Source organism: Pleurocapsa sp. CCALA 161, assembly GCF_003003995.1.
Taxonomy (GTDB): domain Bacteria; phylum Cyanobacteriota; class Cyanobacteriia; order Cyanobacteriales; family Xenococcaceae; genus Waterburya.
Map to the genome: position 1 here is coordinate 18,282 of NZ_PVWF01000031.1, position 18,017 is coordinate 36,298.

Here is an 18,017-nt window from a genome sequence, read left to right on the forward strand (position 1 = left end):
ATCCACTGCAATTTAACCTAGCTCAACAGAACGGTAAATTATGCGATTACGACCTTTAACTTTGGCATCATATAAGGCACTGTCAGCAGCCGATATTAAATTGCGAGGTGAGGCTTGAGCATTAGGAATAATGCTCGATACACCAACGCTGAGGGTAATAATTTCATCAATTTTGGAAGCAGCATGGGCAAGATTAAGGTCTTGAATCTGCTTTTGAATTTCTTCGGCTACTTTGATTGCACCCTCCCCATCGGTATGAGGCAAAATAACTGCAAACTCTTCTCCACCATAGCGGAATGCTAAGTCAGCAGGTCGCCTTACAGCTCGTTCGATTCCTTTAGCTACCTCGTATAGACAACTATCTCCTGCCTGATGTCCATAGGTATCATTGTAGGCTTTAAAATAATCTACATCACACAATAGAAGCGATAAATATTTTTGCTCACGATCGCATCGTGACCATTCTTGAGCAATATATTCGTCAAATCGACGACGGTTAGCTATTTGAGTCAGGCTATCGATGTTTGCCTCATAGGTTAGGCGCTGATTGGCATTTTTGAGGGTAGTTTCAATTTGCTTGCGATCGCTAATATCACGGAAAGTAATCGCTAAACCATCCCCTAATTTTACCGCCACGATTTGAAACCAAGTTTTGAGAGAGGAGGAGTTGTAATAGTATTCTTGTTCTAAAACTGCGCAGGTTTCTACCACCTGAACAAATAGCTCGAATAGACCATAGAATAAGTGACCAGGAGAATTTTCGACAAACAGTCTTTTGCCTTTGAGATTCTCAATTTTTCCGCCGACGGTCATGGCGGCTACAGGGTTGGCAATCAACCAGCGAAAATCAACAATTTCACCTTGGCGATCGCGAATTGCTTCAAAGGCTGCTACTCCGTCTAAAGAACTGTCCAAAACCCCTGTAAGTAAAGCACGGGACTTATGTAATTCTTGTTCGGCAATTTTGCGCTCTGCTATCTGTTCTTCCAGCATGTGCTGAAATTTCTGTTGCTGGTGAATGCTTGCTAGTTGAGCTTTGACCCGAAATACTACTTCTTCGACAAAGAATGGCTTAGTTATATAGTCCACTCCACCAACTTTAAAAGCCTCAATCTTATCAAGTTCTGAATCTAAACCACTTAAAAAAATGATCGGAATATGTTTAGTTTCTACTTCAGATTTTAGGTAACGACAAATTTGATAGCCATCTATTTGAGGAATCATAATGTCTAGTAAAATCAAATCTGGACACTTTTGTTTGACAATTGCCAAAGCCATCTTGCCATCAGTAGCAGAGCTTACACCATAACCTTGCTCACTTAATAGCGATGAGAGAAGTCTGACGTTTTCTGGTAAATCATCTACGATCAGTATTTGTTTTTGTAGTTTTTTGTAGTACTTCTTCATCTACCATTAATTGGTAATGAGCAATAGTTAAATTGTGTAGTTACCAAAATTTTCAACCATTACCTGAACTTAAAATAGTTTCCTGAAAATTATTGCTTTAAAATTGGCAGTAAAACTATTAGACAATGATTCATTATTGAGTAAATCACCTCATCAATACATCAATAACTGATCGTTTTTTCGATTAAAAACTCAATTTTATTCAATTTGATGCTAATTTAAACAAGAGCCAATTTAACAATAATGTGGGCTACAAAACACAAATAATTTAGCTGTCACCAAACTATAAGTCAGTTATATCATTTATTTTTGAGGACGCAAACAATAATGATCATTGCTTGATTTATTTAGCTCTGAAGTATTTTATATTTGCGTATACTCCTTGAGCTATCTAAGTATTTTTTAGCTCAAAGCTGCTAGCATTACAGAGACTTTGGTAATTTAGATAAAAACAGAGCAAGAGAATATAACAAGAACAGAGCTTGACATTTGTAGTCTATTTAAAAGAATTATTAGTATAAATAAGTTTAAGTGAGGAGGAACTAGACTTATGGTGGCTATAGCTTAACAAGATTATAAAGATTGACGTGAAGCAAATTTTTCGGCGATCGCCTGAGTTTCCTGTAACATCTGCTGTCGGCTATTAGTCATCGTGGTGTTGGTGAGGCTGGGAATCAAATTGCGAGCTTGTAATGCCATATGAAGCTGTAATTGAGCCACATATTCGCTAATATCTTCCCTGAGTAATTCTGGTGTTGTAGGTTGAATCTCCAAGACGCTTCGACTCCTGCTATTTGTCAATTATGCTTAACTTCTTGTCCCAAGCTAACATGGCGAGGCCTCGTCTCCCCTAGTTTAGGGCTGATTCAAAATAATTTGCAATGTTTTTGCAAGAAAAATTAACCAAGTTACTCTTGACAAATAATCATTGAAAGTCTTCTGGTTTTATTGTTTGATTAATTAACAAAACCGAAAAATAGGATAAATCTAGTTGGGGATAGTTGCGGAGATCGCGATAGATCTTTTGTTCAGGGAAAGTAGCCTTTTCTACGATCGCACTAGATGCCAATAAATTTCTTTGCTTAAGGATCTGCCACACTTGGGAATAAACAGAATTCACCTTGAGTAGTACCACAACTTCTGCCCAGTTTAAGGCTGTTTCTAATTCTTGAACCGAATACAAAGCTGGTAAAACTGCCATGCGCTGCTGATTTACGGTTAGGGGAATTCCCAATACCGAAGCGATCGCCATGGGCGAACAAACTCCAGGAACAGTCTCAATAGTCACTTGAGGATGAGATTTACTTAAAGTTTGTGCTAAATAGGTAAAAGTCCCATAAAAATTGACGTCCCCTAAACAAGCAAAAGCGATCTTCTTGCCGAGGGTTAGTTCTTGTCCAACTTGCTGTGCGGCTTTTGACCAAGCTGTTTTGAGTTTTAATTCGTCTTGAACATAAGGAAATTCTAGGGGCAAGATCTGCTGATGTGGCTGAAGCCATGATTTAACGATGTTTTGAGCGGTTCCCCAACGATTATTTACTCCTGCGGGAAAGGCAACAATATCGCTCGATTGTAGGATACGCAATCCTTTAACAGTAATCAATTCAGGATCGCCTGTGCCGACACTTATGCCGTATAAAATGCCTGGTTTCACTCTCTAAAAGTTCGCTTGATAATATTTCAGCCAATCCTTACCATAGCGCTAGTTTGCTCATCTGTGCAGAAGCAAAATTATAGATGTTACCCCAATTATGTCCGTGATCAATCAATTGCCGATTCCTGATTCACCTAAAGCTCAAAAGCGATCGCTGTACTCAACTCAATACAGGGTGTAGATTCTACCGTTAGCATGCCCGATCAACGTGGCAGTCAACAAGATCTGTTTATTCTGTTTTCTGTTTAAAGGCAATTAAAATTTTCCCTCTTTAAATTTAAATATTGTATTGCTCACTTTTTAGTTTATTATGACTATAGTGTAATATCAATTAAAATAACTCAACGATAGCTTTTAATCTATCTCAAACTTAAACAAGATATTTAACCTGTGTAATTCAATCTGTGTAATTCAATGGCGCACTGCATTTTATTTCTTTTAGGATTAGCAATACTTTGGGTTGCCAGCAAGACTACTGATGAAGTTCATCAAATAGCTTTAGCAGCAGCTGCTATTCTTCCCTTGAGTTGGGGATATTTTTCTACCCCATCTTTATGGCAGTGTTTAGGCGGCATCATCATTGCTTGCGCCTACGAAATTTATATTTCTTTTCTTATAGTTGAGTAAGATCTATGATTTTGTTCGTTAACATAGTTTATATTCTCTTGTCAAGATTCAAAGCTTAAAATAAGCTAAAAACATAGTAAAATTCCTGAATACGACCTTTGAAACTAGATAACAATGACAATCACCAACAAAATACATTTTAGAAATGTAAAAGGAGATATCTTCGGCGGTGTTACCGCAGCAGTTATAGCTCTAAACGATCTGATAATTTAAAGCTGTTAGCTTGAACGGCCAAAAGCTGATAGCCAGATTTAATCTTCCTCTAACAAGTAAAAAATAATTATGATGCCTCTAGAATCAATATTTCATAGTCAATTAGGTTTCCCATTGTTGGCAACCGCATCCGATACTGAAGCTGCACCGATGGTTTTAGCAGGAGTTTTACTAAGTCTTGTCTTTATCTATCTAGCAAGTAAACTAGGGGGAGAACTTTCCCAATTAGTCAATTTACCGCCAGTATTAGGGGAATTAGTAGCAGGGGTAATAGTTGGGGTTTCTGCATTACATCTTTTAGTCTTTCCTGAAGCAGGTGCAATTGCTAGTGATTCGGTTGTAATTACCATTTTGCAAAAAATTGCTGGTTTAAACCCCGAAAGTATTGGCGAAGTCTTTGCTTCTCAAAGTGAAGTTATTTCTGTTTTAGCCGAATTAGGGGTAATTATTCTCTTATTTGAAATCGGTTTAGAATCGGATTTAAGGGAATTACAAAAAGTCGGAGTCAGAGCAGCGATCGTTGCAACAGTAGGTGTTGTCGCTCCCTTTGTAGCTGGTACGTTAGGATTGATTTTAATCTTTGGAATGCCGACAATTCCTGCGGTGTTTGCTGGTGCTGCATTAACTGCTACCAGTATTGGCATTACTTCTAAAGTATTATCGGAGTTAGGACAACTTAAATCTACAGAAGGTCAGATTATTGTTGGTGCTGCGGTAATTGATGATGTTCTCGGTATTATTGTTCTGGCTGTAGTAGCCAGTTTGGCAAAAACTGGAGAAGTAGATATTGCTAACGTAATTTACTTAATTATTAGTGCGACAGCCTTCTTGTTAGGTTCGATTTTTTTGGGTCAATTCTTTAATAAAAGCTTTGTGGCGATCGCCGAAAAATTACAAACTAGAGGTAATTTAGTTATTCCTGCTTTAATATTTGCTTTCTCGATGGCCTTTTTAGCCCATGCAATTCATCTAGAAGCAATTTTAGGTGCTTTTGCTGCTGGTTTAGTCTTGGATGAAACTGACAAACGCAAGGAATTAGACCAACAAATTATTCCCATTGCTGATATTTTAGTTCCCATTTTCTTTGTCTGTGTCGGTGCAAGAGTTGATCTTAGTGTGCTGAACCCCAGTAGTGCTGATAATCGTCAAGGATTAGTCATTGCCGCCTTTTTAATTGTGGTGGCAATCATTGGCAAGATTATCACTGGTTGGGCGGTTTTTGGCAAAGAAAAAGTCAATCGTTTGGCGATCGGGATTGGCATGATTCCCCGTGGGGAAGTTGGTTTAGTCTTTGCGGGTATTGGAGCAGCCAGTGGTGTTCTGGATAAACCATTACAGGCAGCCATTATCATTATGGTAATTCTAACGACCTTTATTGCACCACCTTTATTACGTTTCGCCTTTGGCTCAGAGGAAACAGCAGCCCAAGAAGCCGTCAAAGAAGCGGATTTAGCTTCGACTAATAATTAATTTAGAACATTAAATTTCAAATTTCATTTATTGTATTACTCCTCATCAGAGGAGACATAAGGAGGTATTCGTGGATTTTGTTTCTCTTTTCGTGAAGGACTTTATTCTCCAGTTGCAGTCCCCAACACTCGCCTTTTTGATTGGTGGGATGATCATTGCAGCTCTCGGTAGCGAATTGGTAATTCCAGAGTCGATTTGTACAATCATCGTCTTCATGCTACTCACCAAAATCGGTCTGACCGGTGGAATTGCGATCCGCAATTCCAACCTGCTGGATATGGTGTTACCCATGCTCTCTGCTGTAGCAATAGGGATTATTGTTGTCTTCCTCGCTCGCTATACATTGGCGAAGCTGCCAAATGTCAAAGTCGTGGATGCGATCGCGACTGGGGGGTTGTTTGGTGCCGTGAGTGGCTCTACTATGGCTGCCGGGCTGACGGTACTGGAAGAACAAAACATCCAATACGAGGCATGGGCAGGCGCACTATATCCCTTCATGGATATCCCAGCCCTCGTCACTGCGATTGTTATAGCCAACATTTATCTTAACAAGAAAAAGCGTAGTGCAGCAGCCCAATCTATCAAGCAGGAATCTCTCAGCAAGCAGTCCGTTGCGCTAGGTGGTTATCCCGATCAGCAGGATTATCCCAGCACTCGGCAGGAGTATCGCAGCCAGCAGCAAGATCCTGACGATAATAAGGTCAAGGTATGGCCGATTATTCAGGAAAGCCTCCAGGGTTCTGCTTTATCGGCAATGTTGTTAGGTCTCGCTCTTGGCATACTCACAAAGCCAGAAACTGTCTATGAAGAATTCTACGATCCTGCCTTTAAAGGCTTGCTTTCGATCTTGATGCTGGTCATGGGTATAGAGGCTTGGTCAAGGCTTGGCGAACTGCGTAAGGTAGCCCAGTGGTACGTCGTGTATAGCGTGGTAGCACCGTTTTTGCATGGGTGCATCGCCTTCGGTCTTGGGCTGATTGCCCACTACACTGTGGGATTCAGCATGGGCGGGGTCGTGATCCTGGCCGTCATCGCCGCCTCTAGTTCAGACATCTCAGGCCCACCCACGTTACGAGCTGGTATCCCGTCGGCAAACCCCTCCGCCTACATTGGTGCCTCCACAGCCGTCGGTACACCAATTGCGATCGGCATCTGTATACCGTTCTTCATCGGGCTAGCCCAGGCGATAGGCGGCATCTAATCCCAGACGGGTCTGGGTCTGTCGGTGATCCCTTGACCTGGCAGACCAAGTAGATTATTGTACATCATTTAAGAAGATAAACAATTTAAGGAGATAAGCAATATGGCTAAGCAAGCCAACAAGCTCGTCATCGTCACAGAAAAGGTTCTGCTGAAAAAAGTCGCTAAGCTCATCGAGGAATGCGGGGCGAAAGGGTATACGGTGATGCAGTCTGGCGGTAAAGGCAGTCGCAACGTGCGCTCGTCGGGACAACCCAGCAGTTCCGACACCGAGGCGAATGTAAAGTTTGAGATACTTACCGAAAATCGGGAGATGGCTGAGGATATTGCGGATAAGGTCGCACTGAAATATTTCAACGATTATGCGGGCATTGCCTATATCTGTGGCGCGGAGGTACTTTACGGACAAAGTTTCTGTGGGCCAGAAGGCTGTTAAATCGAAACGATACAGACCCAAAGAGCCAAGCTCTTTGGTGGCTGTTACTCAAAACGTTAGTCGATTTAGATTATACCCAATACGTTTTCGGTACAGAGACTGAGGACAGGTTACAATACTTCTCATTTAAGCCTTATTTATATTTGAGTTAAAAAATTCTTGCTCGATTAATTAATTTGATTAAGACAATAACTGACACAAAAACCTACATTAACTTGAAGAATTGTCTCATTGACTACCTTACAAAAAATCAAAACATTACATTAATAGTTAATAGTTGTTTGTACCAATTAATATAGTAAATAGCAGTCTTGTTTAATTGATGAAACTACATTGATTGGTTTTTAGGTAGTAGGTAGTCCTAAAGGATAAGCTTCGCAAATGGGTAGTAGGTAGTAGAAATTTTTCATTTCATTTAGGATTACTATATTTGCTATCAAAGAACTTGGATAAAAATTAGCATCTGGCGATTAATGATTTTCTAAGATAAGATTGACCATCGCTAGTAACTGTTCATGTTGCTTGATAGTCACAGTCACGGCAATTTGTTTTGCAGCGTTAAATTAGTCGAATCAGTCTAAATTTAGTCTAAACATTTTACTCCTGGTTTTTTGATGAACACTACTTTAAAATCCGCCAATCTCATCTCTTTGAATAACAACCCTGAGAATAATATGCCAAATTCTCAGCCTTCGTTGGCGCTAATTAAACCTACTAATAAACTAAATCAATTAAATCAACAGCAAAAAAAAGCGATCGCCAAAATTTACGTTGAACAAGCCTGGATTTATTATCAGGGAAGCTGTTGGCATGAAGCGATTTTAGCCTGTAAAAATTGTCTGCGTTTGAATCCTCACGATGCTGATGCCTATAAAATTTTGGGCAACATTTTAATCAAAAAAGGTAAGAAAGCCGAGGCATTGGGAGTATATGCTAAAGCATTAGAGATAAATCCCAATTCTGCACCTATCTATGCTAATTTAGGCAGTTTTTACGCTGAGCAAAAAAAATGGCAAGAGAGCTTAAACTATTATCAACAAGCGGTAATTATCGATCCTGATTTGGCTGGAGCATATCGCAGCTTGGCACGTATTTGGGAAGAATTAGGAGATAGCAAGCAAGCTTTAGAATGTCTTTGTTTAGCCGTTAAGCTAGAACCAGAAAAGCTCTCTGCTTCAGAGTATTTTAGTTTTGGCGATCGCCTTTATCAAGAAGGAAAACTCGCAGAAGCCAGTATTTTTTATATTCATGGAATAGAGCTAAATCCTCATGCCCCAACCCAGCTAAGCAAACTAGTTAAAATTTTAGAAGAATTGGGAGAATGGGAACAGGCAGTAGATTTCTATCATAGGTTGATGTCTATATCTAATCAACAGTCTGCCGATGAGAATTTAGCTTTAACTAAACCAATTAAACACCTATTATCCAAGTCTAAATCTACCACTAACAATAATCCAGTTGTTGAGCAACTTGCTCAAGTCCCACCATTACCGAACAACACACCTCAACCAGACGCTAAATCAGCCAAAATTTTGCCATCATCACCAATAGCTAAACAGCCAAATTCGGCAGTTTCTTGGAATAATTTGGGTAACTCTTATGGGCAAAAACAGCAGTGGGTTAAAGCAATTAGCTGCTATCAAGAGTCAATTGCGCTTAATCCCCATCTTATTCAAACTCACCGTAATTTGGCTAAAGTTTACTCAAAAATTGGCAAAAAAGACCAGGCAATACTCTGTTGGTATGAAGCTTTTAATTTAGAACCAGATTTAGTCAAGCCACAAGAACATTTTAGTCTAGCAAAACATCTTGTACAGCTACGTCAAGTAGATAAAGCGATCGCTTGTTTACGCCATAGCATTCAACTAAATCCCAACTTTAATCAGGCTTATTTAGCTTTGGGCAAGCTCTTGACTAGTCAAGGCAAAACTGAGGAAGCAAAGGCTTGTTACGCTAAAGTTACGGGTCAAAAATCTCCTAGTTCTCAGTTGCAGATAGTCAAAAGTCAAGGGAAGCTTGTTGAGGAAAAATAAAGACAAAAATAGCAGGTGGTGTAAATAACTACCTGCTGAATCAATAGGTTTAAAAATAGCCAATTATTTATCAAGCTGAGAACGTAGTTCCTCTAGCTCGGCATCAATTACATCACTTTGAGGGTTGGCGGGTGCGGCAGGTTCTAATTTAGGAGTTTCCGCGGAAGTACCTGATAGTTGTGCTTTCATGGCGGCTAGCTCATCATCAACTCCACTCCCCGCTTCCAAGGCAGCAAACTGCTGTTCGATTCCGCTTCCACCCAATTCGCCTGCGGTTTCCGATTCCGCCTCTAAAGCCATGACCTTTTCTTCCATGCGCTCAAATGCACCCATGGCAGTACTAGTGCCAATATTGGTCATGGAATCCTGTAGCTGTTTATTAGCTTTGGCTGCATTAGCTCTGGCGCGAAGCATGTCTTTTTTAGTTTTAGCTTCCGAGATTTTACTCTCAAGAGCAATCAAGTTGCGCTTTAAGGTTGTAACTTGACCGCTTTGCTGATCTAATTGAGTCTTGAGGCTACTAGCAGTGTCGGCAAATGACTTTTTACGAACTAGTGCTTCACGAGCTAAGTTCTCATCACCTTTAGATAGTGCTAACTGCGCTCTTTGTTGCCAGTTATTAGCCTCTGATTGATTTTTATTATATTGTTGCTCGGTACGTTTTTGAGTGGCGATCGATCTGGCAACAGCTTGACGCAGCTGCACTAGATCTTCTTGCATATCAATGACAGCTTGTTCTAAAACTTTTTCAGGATCTTCAGCTTTGCTAACTAGATCGTTAATATTGGCTCGAACAACTCTGCTAAGGCGATCAAATAATCCCATGACTTGTATATCCTTAATAACCGTTTACAAAAAAAATATTAGGTTTGGTAGACTCCAGGATACTAAAACCCACCACCAATTTTTGATTAAGAGAGTTAGACTGCTCTTTATGTTTCTAGTGTGACATATTCTTTTAGTGTACTGTTGATCGTCAAATAAAATGCTTGCTTAAGTCAAGTCTGGCTGTAAATTAGCTAAAAATATTAGCTAAAAATAAAATTAATTAGAGCTAATTGCTCCATAAACAAAACTAGTATGTATAATTTGGAGCAAAAAAGCAAAATTATTACAATTTAATTAACAGGGTAATGATGGTCGATAAAAAATGCTTGACTGTTCTTAAACGCGGTGTTCAATACTGGAACAAGTGGCGCAAAAAAGATCGCTATCTTCAGTTAGATTTGAGAGGAATTAATTTAAGTGGCGAAATTTTACTAGGAATTAACTTTACTGGAGTCAATCTAGCAGGAGCAATACTAGTTAAATGTAATTTTTGTGGTGCAAATTTTGATGGAGCAAATTTAACAGGGGCTAATCTTAGCGAAGCTAATTTAAGCGGTGTTAGCCTATGTGGGGTAAATTTAACAGGTGCTATCCTGATTGGAACTAACTACCTTGGGGCAGAATCTACTAGCTCTAATTGGAGTTTAGCTAATTTGACTGGTGCAGATTTGAGGGTTGTCGATTTTGCTAGAGCTGAGTTATCAGGAGCTAACTTTATCGGCGCTAATCTTAACGGAGCCAACTTTATCGGCGCTAATCTAACTAGAGCAAACTTGCAGCTAACAGAGTTGGAGGGTGCTAAGTTTAATCATGCTAATCTAGTTCAGGCTAATTTTGCGAGCGCTAATTTAACCAGTGCTAACCTCAAGCAAGCAAATCTCAGTGAGGCAAACTTGACTCAAGCCAAGCTTTCCAAGACCAGCTTAACTCAAGCCGACTTAACAGAAGCAAATCTAAGCCAGGCAAACTTGACTCAAGCCGATTTAACAGAAGCAAATCTAAGCCAGGCAAACTTGACTCAAGCTGATTTAACAGGTGCAAATCTAAGCCAGGCAAACTTGACTCAAGCCGATTTAACAGGTGCAAATCTAAGCCAGGCAAACTTAACCCAAGCCGATTTAATTCTTGCCAAAGCCTGGAATCTGATTGACTGACAAAACTTTTAAGAAACATTGTAGGAATAAGTCAGAACTTTGAACTCTAACTGATACGTTCGTCTCCAATGTTGCTTGAGTGATGCGATCGCAGGATGAGGATCTTTATTAGCCAAGAAAGTAACATTATGAAGTAGTCTCCAACTATTGAAAAGCGCAGCTTTAACCCAATCCCAACCAATCCTAAAATAACTGTTCCCTCTGAACCAATGGGTATCAACCCATCTTCGCTTTCCAGCACTAACTACCTCGACACCTTGAGCGGTAACGTAGAGAGTAGCCACAGCTAAAATAAACCACAAGCGAGACAAAGCACAAACATCGCGAATCATCGAACGCTGAACATTCCAACCAGCGGATTGATCGTCTAAAAAGTTTTCCTCGATATCAAAGCGCAATCCGTATTCAGCAAAAGTCTGAAGAGTAGTTTTCTCATCGCTGACAATTGCCCATAGCTCTCCATTAACGCTGTTACGACCTAGAATTAAGTGAACTGCACCATAAAATTCACCTTTATGAATCTGTACATTGTGTAAGCAAATTGCTTCTCCTAAGTGAAAGTGAAAGTTTTTAGGCTGACACCAGCTTCCACGCCAAATCCAGGTATTGCTCTTAATTCGGATACGGTAATGCCATCCTAGTTGAGTTGTCAGCATGGTCATCAATTCAGTATGTATGAATCCTCTATCCGCCAGTAGAATTACCTTGACTGATTCTGGTAGCCTAGCTTGTGCCTGCTTAATCATCTCTCGATAATCGGTAAACGAAACGCTAGCACTTTCGTGCTTCATTACTCTCCACACCAACGGCAAGGCTCTCCCTCGATGAACAACTGAAAGACGCACAAGGCAATACTCATCCCAGAATAATGAAGTGTCTAATGCCAAAAATATCTTTGGTTCTGACCAATTAGAAAGTGCTGCTTTGACCAAGGACTTGTAAATTCGATGGACGTTGATTCGAGGATTGTTTAGCCAACGCTGAATACGTCTTTGCCTGCTCTGAGCAAACTGACCACGACAGGGGATGTACATCGACCATTTTGTTAGGTTGACATTGCCCGCGTGTATTAAAGCAATTATCATCCAAATACAAGTTTTAAGATGACATAAATGTAACCAGTCAGTAGGTTGACTCATCCATTGATTCAAGGCATTGTAGAGACGGGAGTTATGATTCACAGTATTCTGAAATTATGAGTGGTATCTAATCTCAGAGTGCTGACTCCCCTTGCTTTTTGTCAATCCCTCAACTCTTTACTAACTCTCTATTCTCAGGTTTTTCTCTTCATCTTTTGTCAGTCAACCAGGCCTGGAATACCAATTTTAATCAATCAATTTTGACTGGTGCTTGTTTAGAAAATACTAAAATTGATGATCGGACTAGTTTTGCCCAGGTGATTTGCCAATATTTATATAAAAATCACGATCAGCAGCAGCGTTTGCCTGAAAATCAGCAGGACAGTCTTAGCTCCAGTGATTTTGAAACAATGCTGCAAGATTTAATGGATGCAATTGAAGTAACTTTTAATGAAGACATTAACTGGAAAATCATGCTCGATGCTTTTGAATCTCTACAGCAAAAATACCAGTCCCATAAAATTCACTTAAAATCTGTTGAAGCCAATGCAAATTATCGGTTTGTGGTGAGAATTATAGTCAAGCCTAGCACTAAAACGGCAGCGATCGCCCAATCTTTTCGTCAAGAATACAATTTACTGGCTCTGGCAAAACAAAATTTTGCTACTCCTCAAGATATCCAAACAGAGCAAAAAATTAAACAGGAACTATCTAAATCCTATAAGCAAAATTAGTCGGGAGGGTAAATGTGAGCTACAAAATTTTCTTGTTTTAAGTGAGTTATAAACTGCTCTGCCTGAGCGAGATCTTTATATGCACCTAGGTAAATGTATACTCCTTGAGGCAAGTTTACCAAAGAAATTTGCTCAACTTTTTGCTTGGCTAAAGTGAGGGAGGAATCGCCATTATATTCAGTTAGTATGTAATAATATCGCTCCGCGATAGTTGATAGGGTGAGATTAATCGGCGCAAGAGCAGGACTAATCGGCGCAACCACAGGCTCTATTTCGCTTTCTGGCATTTTTAATCTGCTTAAAGTACTCAGGTTAAGAGGCATAAATTCCTCACTGGCGATATTTGCACTACCCAAAGTAGCTACGGCTTCAACTGACTTTACACCTGCCCTTAAATGAGAATTGCGCCAAATCACTGCTCCTGAAATCAAATTAGCCAATACGACAATGGCGATCGCGCTAATGCTCCAGGGGTTGAGTAAACGATCCAACCAATGAGAGGGCTGATATTTGACTTGAGCAGATTCATAGGTAGCTAATCGCTCAGATTCTAGTTGAGCATCCAAATAGAGCTTTGGTCCAGCTAATTGGTCTTTGGTTGGACTGCCCTTAGTTCGGTAAGGATTAAAAATATTGATTGTCCCTGTTGCAAAAGGTTTATGGACAATACTCGACTTTAATTGAGAATTGCTTTTCGACTCTTGAGAGCGATCGTCTTGATTCTTGGGCAACATAGTTAAATAAAAACAAAGTCAAATAAAAAGTTAGTTTAATTGAAGTGTCTAGCTTAACCTTTGCACTAAAAAATTGCCCTATTCACAACCAACTTTCATGGAGTGAAAAGACCCTCATACATATTTATATTAACCTGCTCACAATAACAATTAGTAATTACTCAGCTACCTTGATATCTATCTTTTCACCAGGTTTATTCACTGCAGTTGCTCAAGTCTGTAAATATACTGATGAGAAGTGTCCGAATCAGCGAGAGTTAAATTAAAATAATCTTAACATTTCTGAGATTAGCAGCAGAAAAAAATGAATTTTGAGCAAGTAAAGACAACAATTAGGAACTTTGTAATTTACAAAATTGGCAAGAAGACTATTAACTTTTTACAAAAAATAATTGCCAAATATTCAATAGTTGAAAACGATTATTTTCTAAATCCAGATTACTTTAATTGGGTATCAAAACTAGAGAATAACTGGCAAAGTATCAGAAAAGAACTAGATGGGATTTTAGAATCTATCGATTATTTACCTGGTTTTCATGATATCTCTCCAGACCAGGAGCGTATAAGTGGCGATGGTCTTTGGAAAACATTTGTTCTCTATGGATACGGCATCAAAATGAAGCAAAACTGCCAGTATTGTCCTGTAACTACAAAACTGATTAAAAATATTCCTGGGATGAAAACCGCGTTCTTTTCAATTTTGCTCCCTGGAAAACACATCCCAGAACATTGTGGTCCTTATAAAGGGATTTTACGTTATCAGTTAGCTTTAAAAGTTCCGCGAGAACGAGAAAAATGTTGTATTCGCGTTGGCGATAAGTTTCGTTATTGGTCGGAAGGAAAAAGTATGATGTTTGACGATTCTTTTCCTCATGAAGCCTGGAATTTTAGTGACGAAATTCGAGTTGTCTTATTTATGGATATTGTCAGACCTGTCAAGTTTCCAATTTCGCTACTCAATAATTTAATCATTAATTTAATTCGTTGGTCGCCTTATGTTCAAGACGCATATAAAAATCAGCAGCAATGGGATCGACGTTTAGCGGAAATTTTCAAAGATAAAAATCTCCAAAAATTTGCTGAGAAAAAACTATCACTCTCACAAAACCAAAGTATAGATTAAAGTCTATCAGGAGCAAGAATAATGAACTCTTTAAATTTCCCCTATCTGTCGCCTTCTTTGTTCTTTTTGGTATTACTTTGGATAATTCATATTATTTTAGGTAAATTTATTTATTTTCATCTTTAGCCTTATCGATCCGAAACAGAAACACCATCAGCGCAACTACACCAATTTGCAGAGCAAAGTTAGGAAAGTTATTTGCCAAATCTTGACCTGCTGCTAATTTTGCTAAAAATACAAATGCACCAATTAAACCCGATGCGCCAAAAGCAAAATAAAAAAACTTGCGTAAGCCCCTGTAGGGTGCTTTAGATTCTGCTTTTAAACGAGCATACTTTTCAGGAGAAAGATTGTTTTTTCTAGCTCTGGCTAATTCTTGTGGAGATAAATCTACCATTATTGAGATTGGAAATAAATATTAAAGAAGTTTCAATAGTTGCTGTTAACATTCATTTTAACGAAAAAATAGAGGTAAGCTGGACTTTAGCTACCTCTACTCTCTCTTACTTGATAATTCTTAAGTTTGTAGCTTGCTATAAACGAGCAAACTAATATCTATTCTTGTTACTGAACTACAACCTTACCAACCATACCCGCGCCACGATGAGGCTCACAGTAGTAAGAATATTCACCAGCTTCATTGAAAGTGCTTTCGTAACCCTCTCCAGGAGAAAATACCAAGTTTTTGTGGGACTTGTCAGTAGCTTTTTCAAATACTACGTTGTGAGGAGACATTTTATTGTTTTCCCACTTCACTGTATCCCCAGCTTTAATTGTCACGGTAGCAGGTTCAAACTTAAGCATTCCATTATCAGTACCCATTTTGACAGAAACTGTTTCTGCTGCTGCGGGGTTAACGCCAAGCAAGAAAGTAGATACTACTAATACTAGTGCGGTCAATAACAAGCTTATTCTTTTAGTCATTTTGTTGAACTCTCTGTTGTCAAATATGATTTTTTTTAAGGAGCAATTCCCAAAATCTGGATTTAAAACCCCAGCTCAAATCTAGTTGCTTTAATTAAAAATCTAGAATTTTAAGAAGGCTCAATTCCTACCTATATATATTACTACACAAGTTTGACGACTTGTAGAACTTCTACGACTTGTCTTTTGACAATTTTGTGTGGATCACCGAATATTAGCAGTTGACCACAATCAGCTTGTGATTTAAATCTATTTGTTTTAAGAGGAGAAACCATGTTTGCCAAACTTTTATCGACGTTGTTAGTATTGTTGACTGCTGCAATGTTCACCCTCGCTACTCCTGCAATTGCGGGGGATGCTGCTAGCGGAGGTAAAATTTTTAGCGCTAACTGCGCTGCTTGTCATGCAGGGGGAAGAAATGTAATTAACGGAGCTAAAACCCTGCAAAAAGATGCTCTCGATAAGTATGAAATGAATTCCCTTGAGGCCATTACCAATCAAATCATTAATGGAAAAAATGCGATGCCAGCATTTAAAGGTCGTTTGACTGATGCTCAAATTGATGATGTAGCAACCTATGTCTTGTCTCAAGCGGAAAATGGTTGGTAGTTTTAGTTACAGGCTTAATGAAAACCGCGAAGCTGTAAGCTATAAGCTACAAGCCATAAGCTGTTAGTTAACATAGTAGGGGATTTTACCCCACTATGTCTTATTCCACTTGAAGAAGTGGAGGAATTAAACTGCGCGGAAGCTTGAATTCAATAATATTCTGAGAGTCAATGAAAAGGCTCAAATATCCATAAAAGCTATCCTAAAGGATTCCCTTCGGTCAGAGCTAAGAGCTAAGAGCTATATACGAAGCGGGACGCGATATGCGGAGCGGTGACGGGAGCGAAGCGAGCTAATCCTTTAGGAATCCTTTAGGACGTAAGGAGCTAATCCTTATGCGAAGCAGTACCCTTTAGGGTTAGGGCTTGCACTCTTGTCCTTAAGCCAATGAGGATATCGCATTGAGTGTATCCTTTAGGAAAAGCTTAATCTGTCCTAAGTCTCTCATTATTTTCGAGAATTGGTATGAGGTACGAATTGCAGAAGCAGAATTAGGTTTAGAACTAAATCGGGTTAAAAATTACCTTCTGCAATAATTTTCTGCAATTTTCTGCTATTTCCTAACCCGACCAACTAACCCAATTATGAGATGTATGCTTCTGCTTTCTGAGAGATTCACCCCAATTTATACTGTTTAAAATTGCTCCTGCCATTTCGGCTACAGAAATATCAGTACCCGCTAGTTTTGCCTCGGTCAAGTTTGCATTGGTTAAATCTGCTCCCCCAAGATCGACATCTGTTAAATTAGCACTACTTAAATCTGCACCACTTAAGTTGGCACAGCGCAAATCTGCACCGCTTAAGTCTGCTCCTTTAAGATCGGCATTTTCTAAGTCTGCACCAATTAAATTGACTTGTGATAAGTTTGCACCGACTAAACTAGCACGCACTAAATTAACATTAGTTAAATTAGCCTGTTGTAAACAAGCTCCACTTAAATCTGCATCGTTTAAGTCCGCATCACTAAGATCTGCTTGAGTTAGATTGATCCTGGTTAAATCTGCTGCTTCAAGATGAACAGAGTGTAAGCTTGCACCTTGAAAATCCAAGATTCCATATCGATACTGACGAAGTAGTTGTGTCGCTTTCATGGTTATTTTGCTCCTTTGGTTGATCAATTAGCAGCTAGCTCGGATGACAAACTAATTATTCAAGTTAGCTATTTAACAAAATTGACAATTTGATCTTTAGACTCCTCAATTAAATTGTGTAAAACTGTGTAAAACTAAAAAAGTTTATAGTTATGTCTTGATAGCAGAATATTTTACAAGTAAAACTTGAGGAACTTGTGAGGAAAGCAAAAGACTAATAACTGAGGATTAAATTGCATTAGGTTGTCTTTTTTTAAATTATTAATAGCGCGATCGCTGATCAAATAGCTAAAATCAATAATTATTTTAGAGAACCGTTATCATACTATTAATAATACACAGAATAATAGATATTTAACTAACATTAATGATTAATTAATCCCAAAAATAAAGTTAGTTGTAAGAAGACAATATATTGATTATTTTAAAGGATTGAGATCACAATTGAGATTGTCATTTTAAGTTATGCTATAGTGACAAGCGAGTTTAAAGGTTCTATTAAATTATTATCCAAAGCTAAAATTATGAGCAACCTAACTATTCAACAATACTGTCAACTAGAAAGCTTAAAAACCGATCTTAATCTTAAATCTAGTTATAATTTTCAGGAGCAATTTCAAGGAAACTTGACAGTGATTAAAATTACTGACTCTGAAGGAAATATGCTCCAGGAATTGATCATCGTACTTTAAATCATTTTA

General features: G+C 38.8%; 19 protein-coding genes. 10 read left to right on the forward strand and 9 right to left on the reverse strand.

Features of this window, described 5'->3' with window-relative positions:
- Positions 1-12 precede the first annotated feature (12 nt).
- The 3 genes from C7B62_RS09610 to C7B62_RS09620 form a co-directional block, all read right to left on the reverse strand.
- Positions 13-1,407 carry a diguanylate cyclase domain-containing protein gene (locus C7B62_RS09610; protein WP_106235267.1) on the reverse strand — a complete coding sequence of 465 codons (1,395 nt, stop codon included), beginning with the start codon at positions 1,405-1,407 and terminating at the stop codon, positions 13-15.
- 573 nt (positions 1,408-1,980) lie between these two features.
- Entirely contained in the window at positions 1,981-2,181 is a 201-nt protein-coding gene (locus tag C7B62_RS09615) for a hypothetical protein (RefSeq protein ID WP_199194124.1), read from the reverse strand.
- Positions 2,182-2,332: 151 nt separating this feature from the next.
- A complete protein-coding gene (locus tag C7B62_RS09620; protein WP_106235269.1) occupies positions 2,333-3,061 on the reverse strand; it encodes a precorrin-2 C(20)-methyltransferase in 729 nt (242 codons plus the stop codon).
- A gap of 414 nt (positions 3,062-3,475) precedes the next feature.
- Between C7B62_RS09620 and C7B62_RS09625 the strand changes: the two genes are divergently transcribed.
- From C7B62_RS09625 to C7B62_RS09645, 5 genes are all read left to right on the forward strand, one after another.
- On the forward strand, positions 3,476-3,688 hold the full coding sequence (locus tag C7B62_RS09625) for a hypothetical protein (protein WP_106235271.1): 213 nt from the start codon (positions 3,476-3,478) through the stop codon (positions 3,686-3,688).
- 282 nt (positions 3,689-3,970) lie between these two features.
- On the forward strand, positions 3,971-5,371 hold the full coding sequence (locus C7B62_RS09630; protein WP_106235273.1) for a cation:proton antiporter: 1,401 nt from the start codon (positions 3,971-3,973) through the stop codon (positions 5,369-5,371).
- 70 nt (positions 5,372-5,441) lie between these two features.
- Positions 5,442-6,572, forward strand: a complete 1,131-nt coding sequence (locus C7B62_RS09635) for a sodium-dependent bicarbonate transport family permease (protein WP_106235275.1) — start codon at positions 5,442-5,444, stop codon at positions 6,570-6,572.
- Positions 6,573-6,674: 102 nt separating this feature from the next.
- The gene (locus C7B62_RS09640) at positions 6,675-7,007 is read left to right on the forward strand and encodes a hypothetical protein (protein ID WP_106235277.1); all 333 of its coding nucleotides are present in this window, start codon (positions 6,675-6,677) and stop codon (positions 7,005-7,007) included.
- Between the two features lie 674 nt (positions 7,008-7,681).
- Positions 7,682-9,040, forward strand: a complete 1,359-nt coding sequence (locus C7B62_RS09645) for a tetratricopeptide repeat protein (protein WP_158260657.1) — start codon at positions 7,682-7,684, stop codon at positions 9,038-9,040.
- A gap of 63 nt (positions 9,041-9,103) precedes the next feature.
- Here C7B62_RS09645 and C7B62_RS09650 read toward each other — a convergent pair whose 3' ends face one another.
- The gene (locus tag C7B62_RS09650; RefSeq protein WP_106235281.1) at positions 9,104-9,865 is read right to left on the reverse strand and encodes a PspA/IM30 family protein; all 762 of its coding nucleotides are present in this window, start codon (positions 9,863-9,865) and stop codon (positions 9,104-9,106) included.
- Between the two features lie 308 nt (positions 9,866-10,173).
- Here C7B62_RS09650 and C7B62_RS09655 point away from each other — a divergent pair, with 308 nt between their 5' ends.
- Entirely contained in the window at positions 10,174-11,022 is an 849-nt protein-coding gene (locus C7B62_RS09655) for a pentapeptide repeat-containing protein (protein WP_199194125.1), read from the forward strand.
- Between the two features lie 8 nt (positions 11,023-11,030).
- Here C7B62_RS09655 and C7B62_RS26105 read toward each other — a convergent pair whose 3' ends face one another.
- A complete protein-coding gene (locus tag C7B62_RS26105; protein WP_199194126.1) occupies positions 11,031-12,203 on the reverse strand; it encodes a transposase in 1,173 nt (390 codons plus the stop codon).
- 113 nt (positions 12,204-12,316) lie between these two features.
- Between C7B62_RS26105 and C7B62_RS09665 the strand changes: the two genes are divergently transcribed.
- Complete coding sequence (locus C7B62_RS09665; protein WP_146132078.1) at positions 12,317-12,835, forward strand: hypothetical protein; 519 nt, start codon at positions 12,317-12,319, stop codon at positions 12,833-12,835.
- Here C7B62_RS09665 and C7B62_RS09670 read toward each other — a convergent pair.
- Positions 12,832-13,569 carry a hypothetical protein gene (locus tag C7B62_RS09670; protein ID WP_106235287.1) on the reverse strand — a complete coding sequence of 246 codons (738 nt, stop codon included), beginning with the start codon at positions 13,567-13,569 and terminating at the stop codon, positions 12,832-12,834. The two genes, C7B62_RS09665 and C7B62_RS09670, sit on opposite strands and share 4 nt — an antisense overlap.
- Positions 13,570-13,873: 304 nt before the next feature.
- On the opposite strand from C7B62_RS09670, the gene C7B62_RS09675 reads away from it, so the two are divergent.
- Positions 13,874-14,692, forward strand: a complete 819-nt coding sequence (locus tag C7B62_RS09675; protein ID WP_106235289.1) for an aspartyl/asparaginyl beta-hydroxylase domain-containing protein — start codon at positions 13,874-13,876, stop codon at positions 14,690-14,692.
- A gap of 106 nt (positions 14,693-14,798) precedes the next feature.
- On the opposite strand, the gene C7B62_RS09680 is transcribed toward C7B62_RS09675, so the two are convergent.
- Both C7B62_RS09680 and petE read right to left on the reverse strand, forming a co-directional pair.
- The gene (locus C7B62_RS09680) at positions 14,799-15,089 is read right to left on the reverse strand and encodes a DUF3493 domain-containing protein (RefSeq protein ID WP_106235291.1); all 291 of its coding nucleotides are present in this window, start codon (positions 15,087-15,089) and stop codon (positions 14,799-14,801) included.
- Between the two features lie 167 nt (positions 15,090-15,256).
- Positions 15,257-15,616: a plastocyanin gene (gene petE, locus C7B62_RS09685; RefSeq protein ID WP_106235293.1), complete on the reverse strand. Its 360-nt coding sequence runs from the start codon at positions 15,614-15,616 to the stop codon at positions 15,257-15,259.
- 273 nt (positions 15,617-15,889) lie between these two features.
- Here petE and petJ point away from each other — a divergent pair, with 273 nt between their 5' ends.
- Entirely contained in the window at positions 15,890-16,225 is a 336-nt protein-coding gene (gene petJ / locus C7B62_RS09690) for a cytochrome c6 PetJ (RefSeq protein WP_106235295.1), read from the forward strand.
- Positions 16,226-16,785: 560 nt separating this feature from the next.
- On the opposite strand, the gene C7B62_RS09695 is transcribed toward petJ, so the two are convergent.
- A complete protein-coding gene (locus C7B62_RS09695; protein WP_106235297.1) occupies positions 16,786-17,316 on the reverse strand; it encodes a pentapeptide repeat-containing protein in 531 nt (176 codons plus the stop codon).
- A 524-nt stretch (positions 17,317-17,840) separates the two neighbouring features.
- Between C7B62_RS09695 and C7B62_RS25660 the strand changes: the two genes are divergently transcribed.
- Positions 17,841-18,008, forward strand: coding sequence for a hypothetical protein (locus C7B62_RS25660; protein WP_158260658.1), 168 nt, complete (start codon positions 17,841-17,843; stop codon positions 18,006-18,008).
- Positions 18,009-18,017 lie beyond the last annotated feature (9 nt).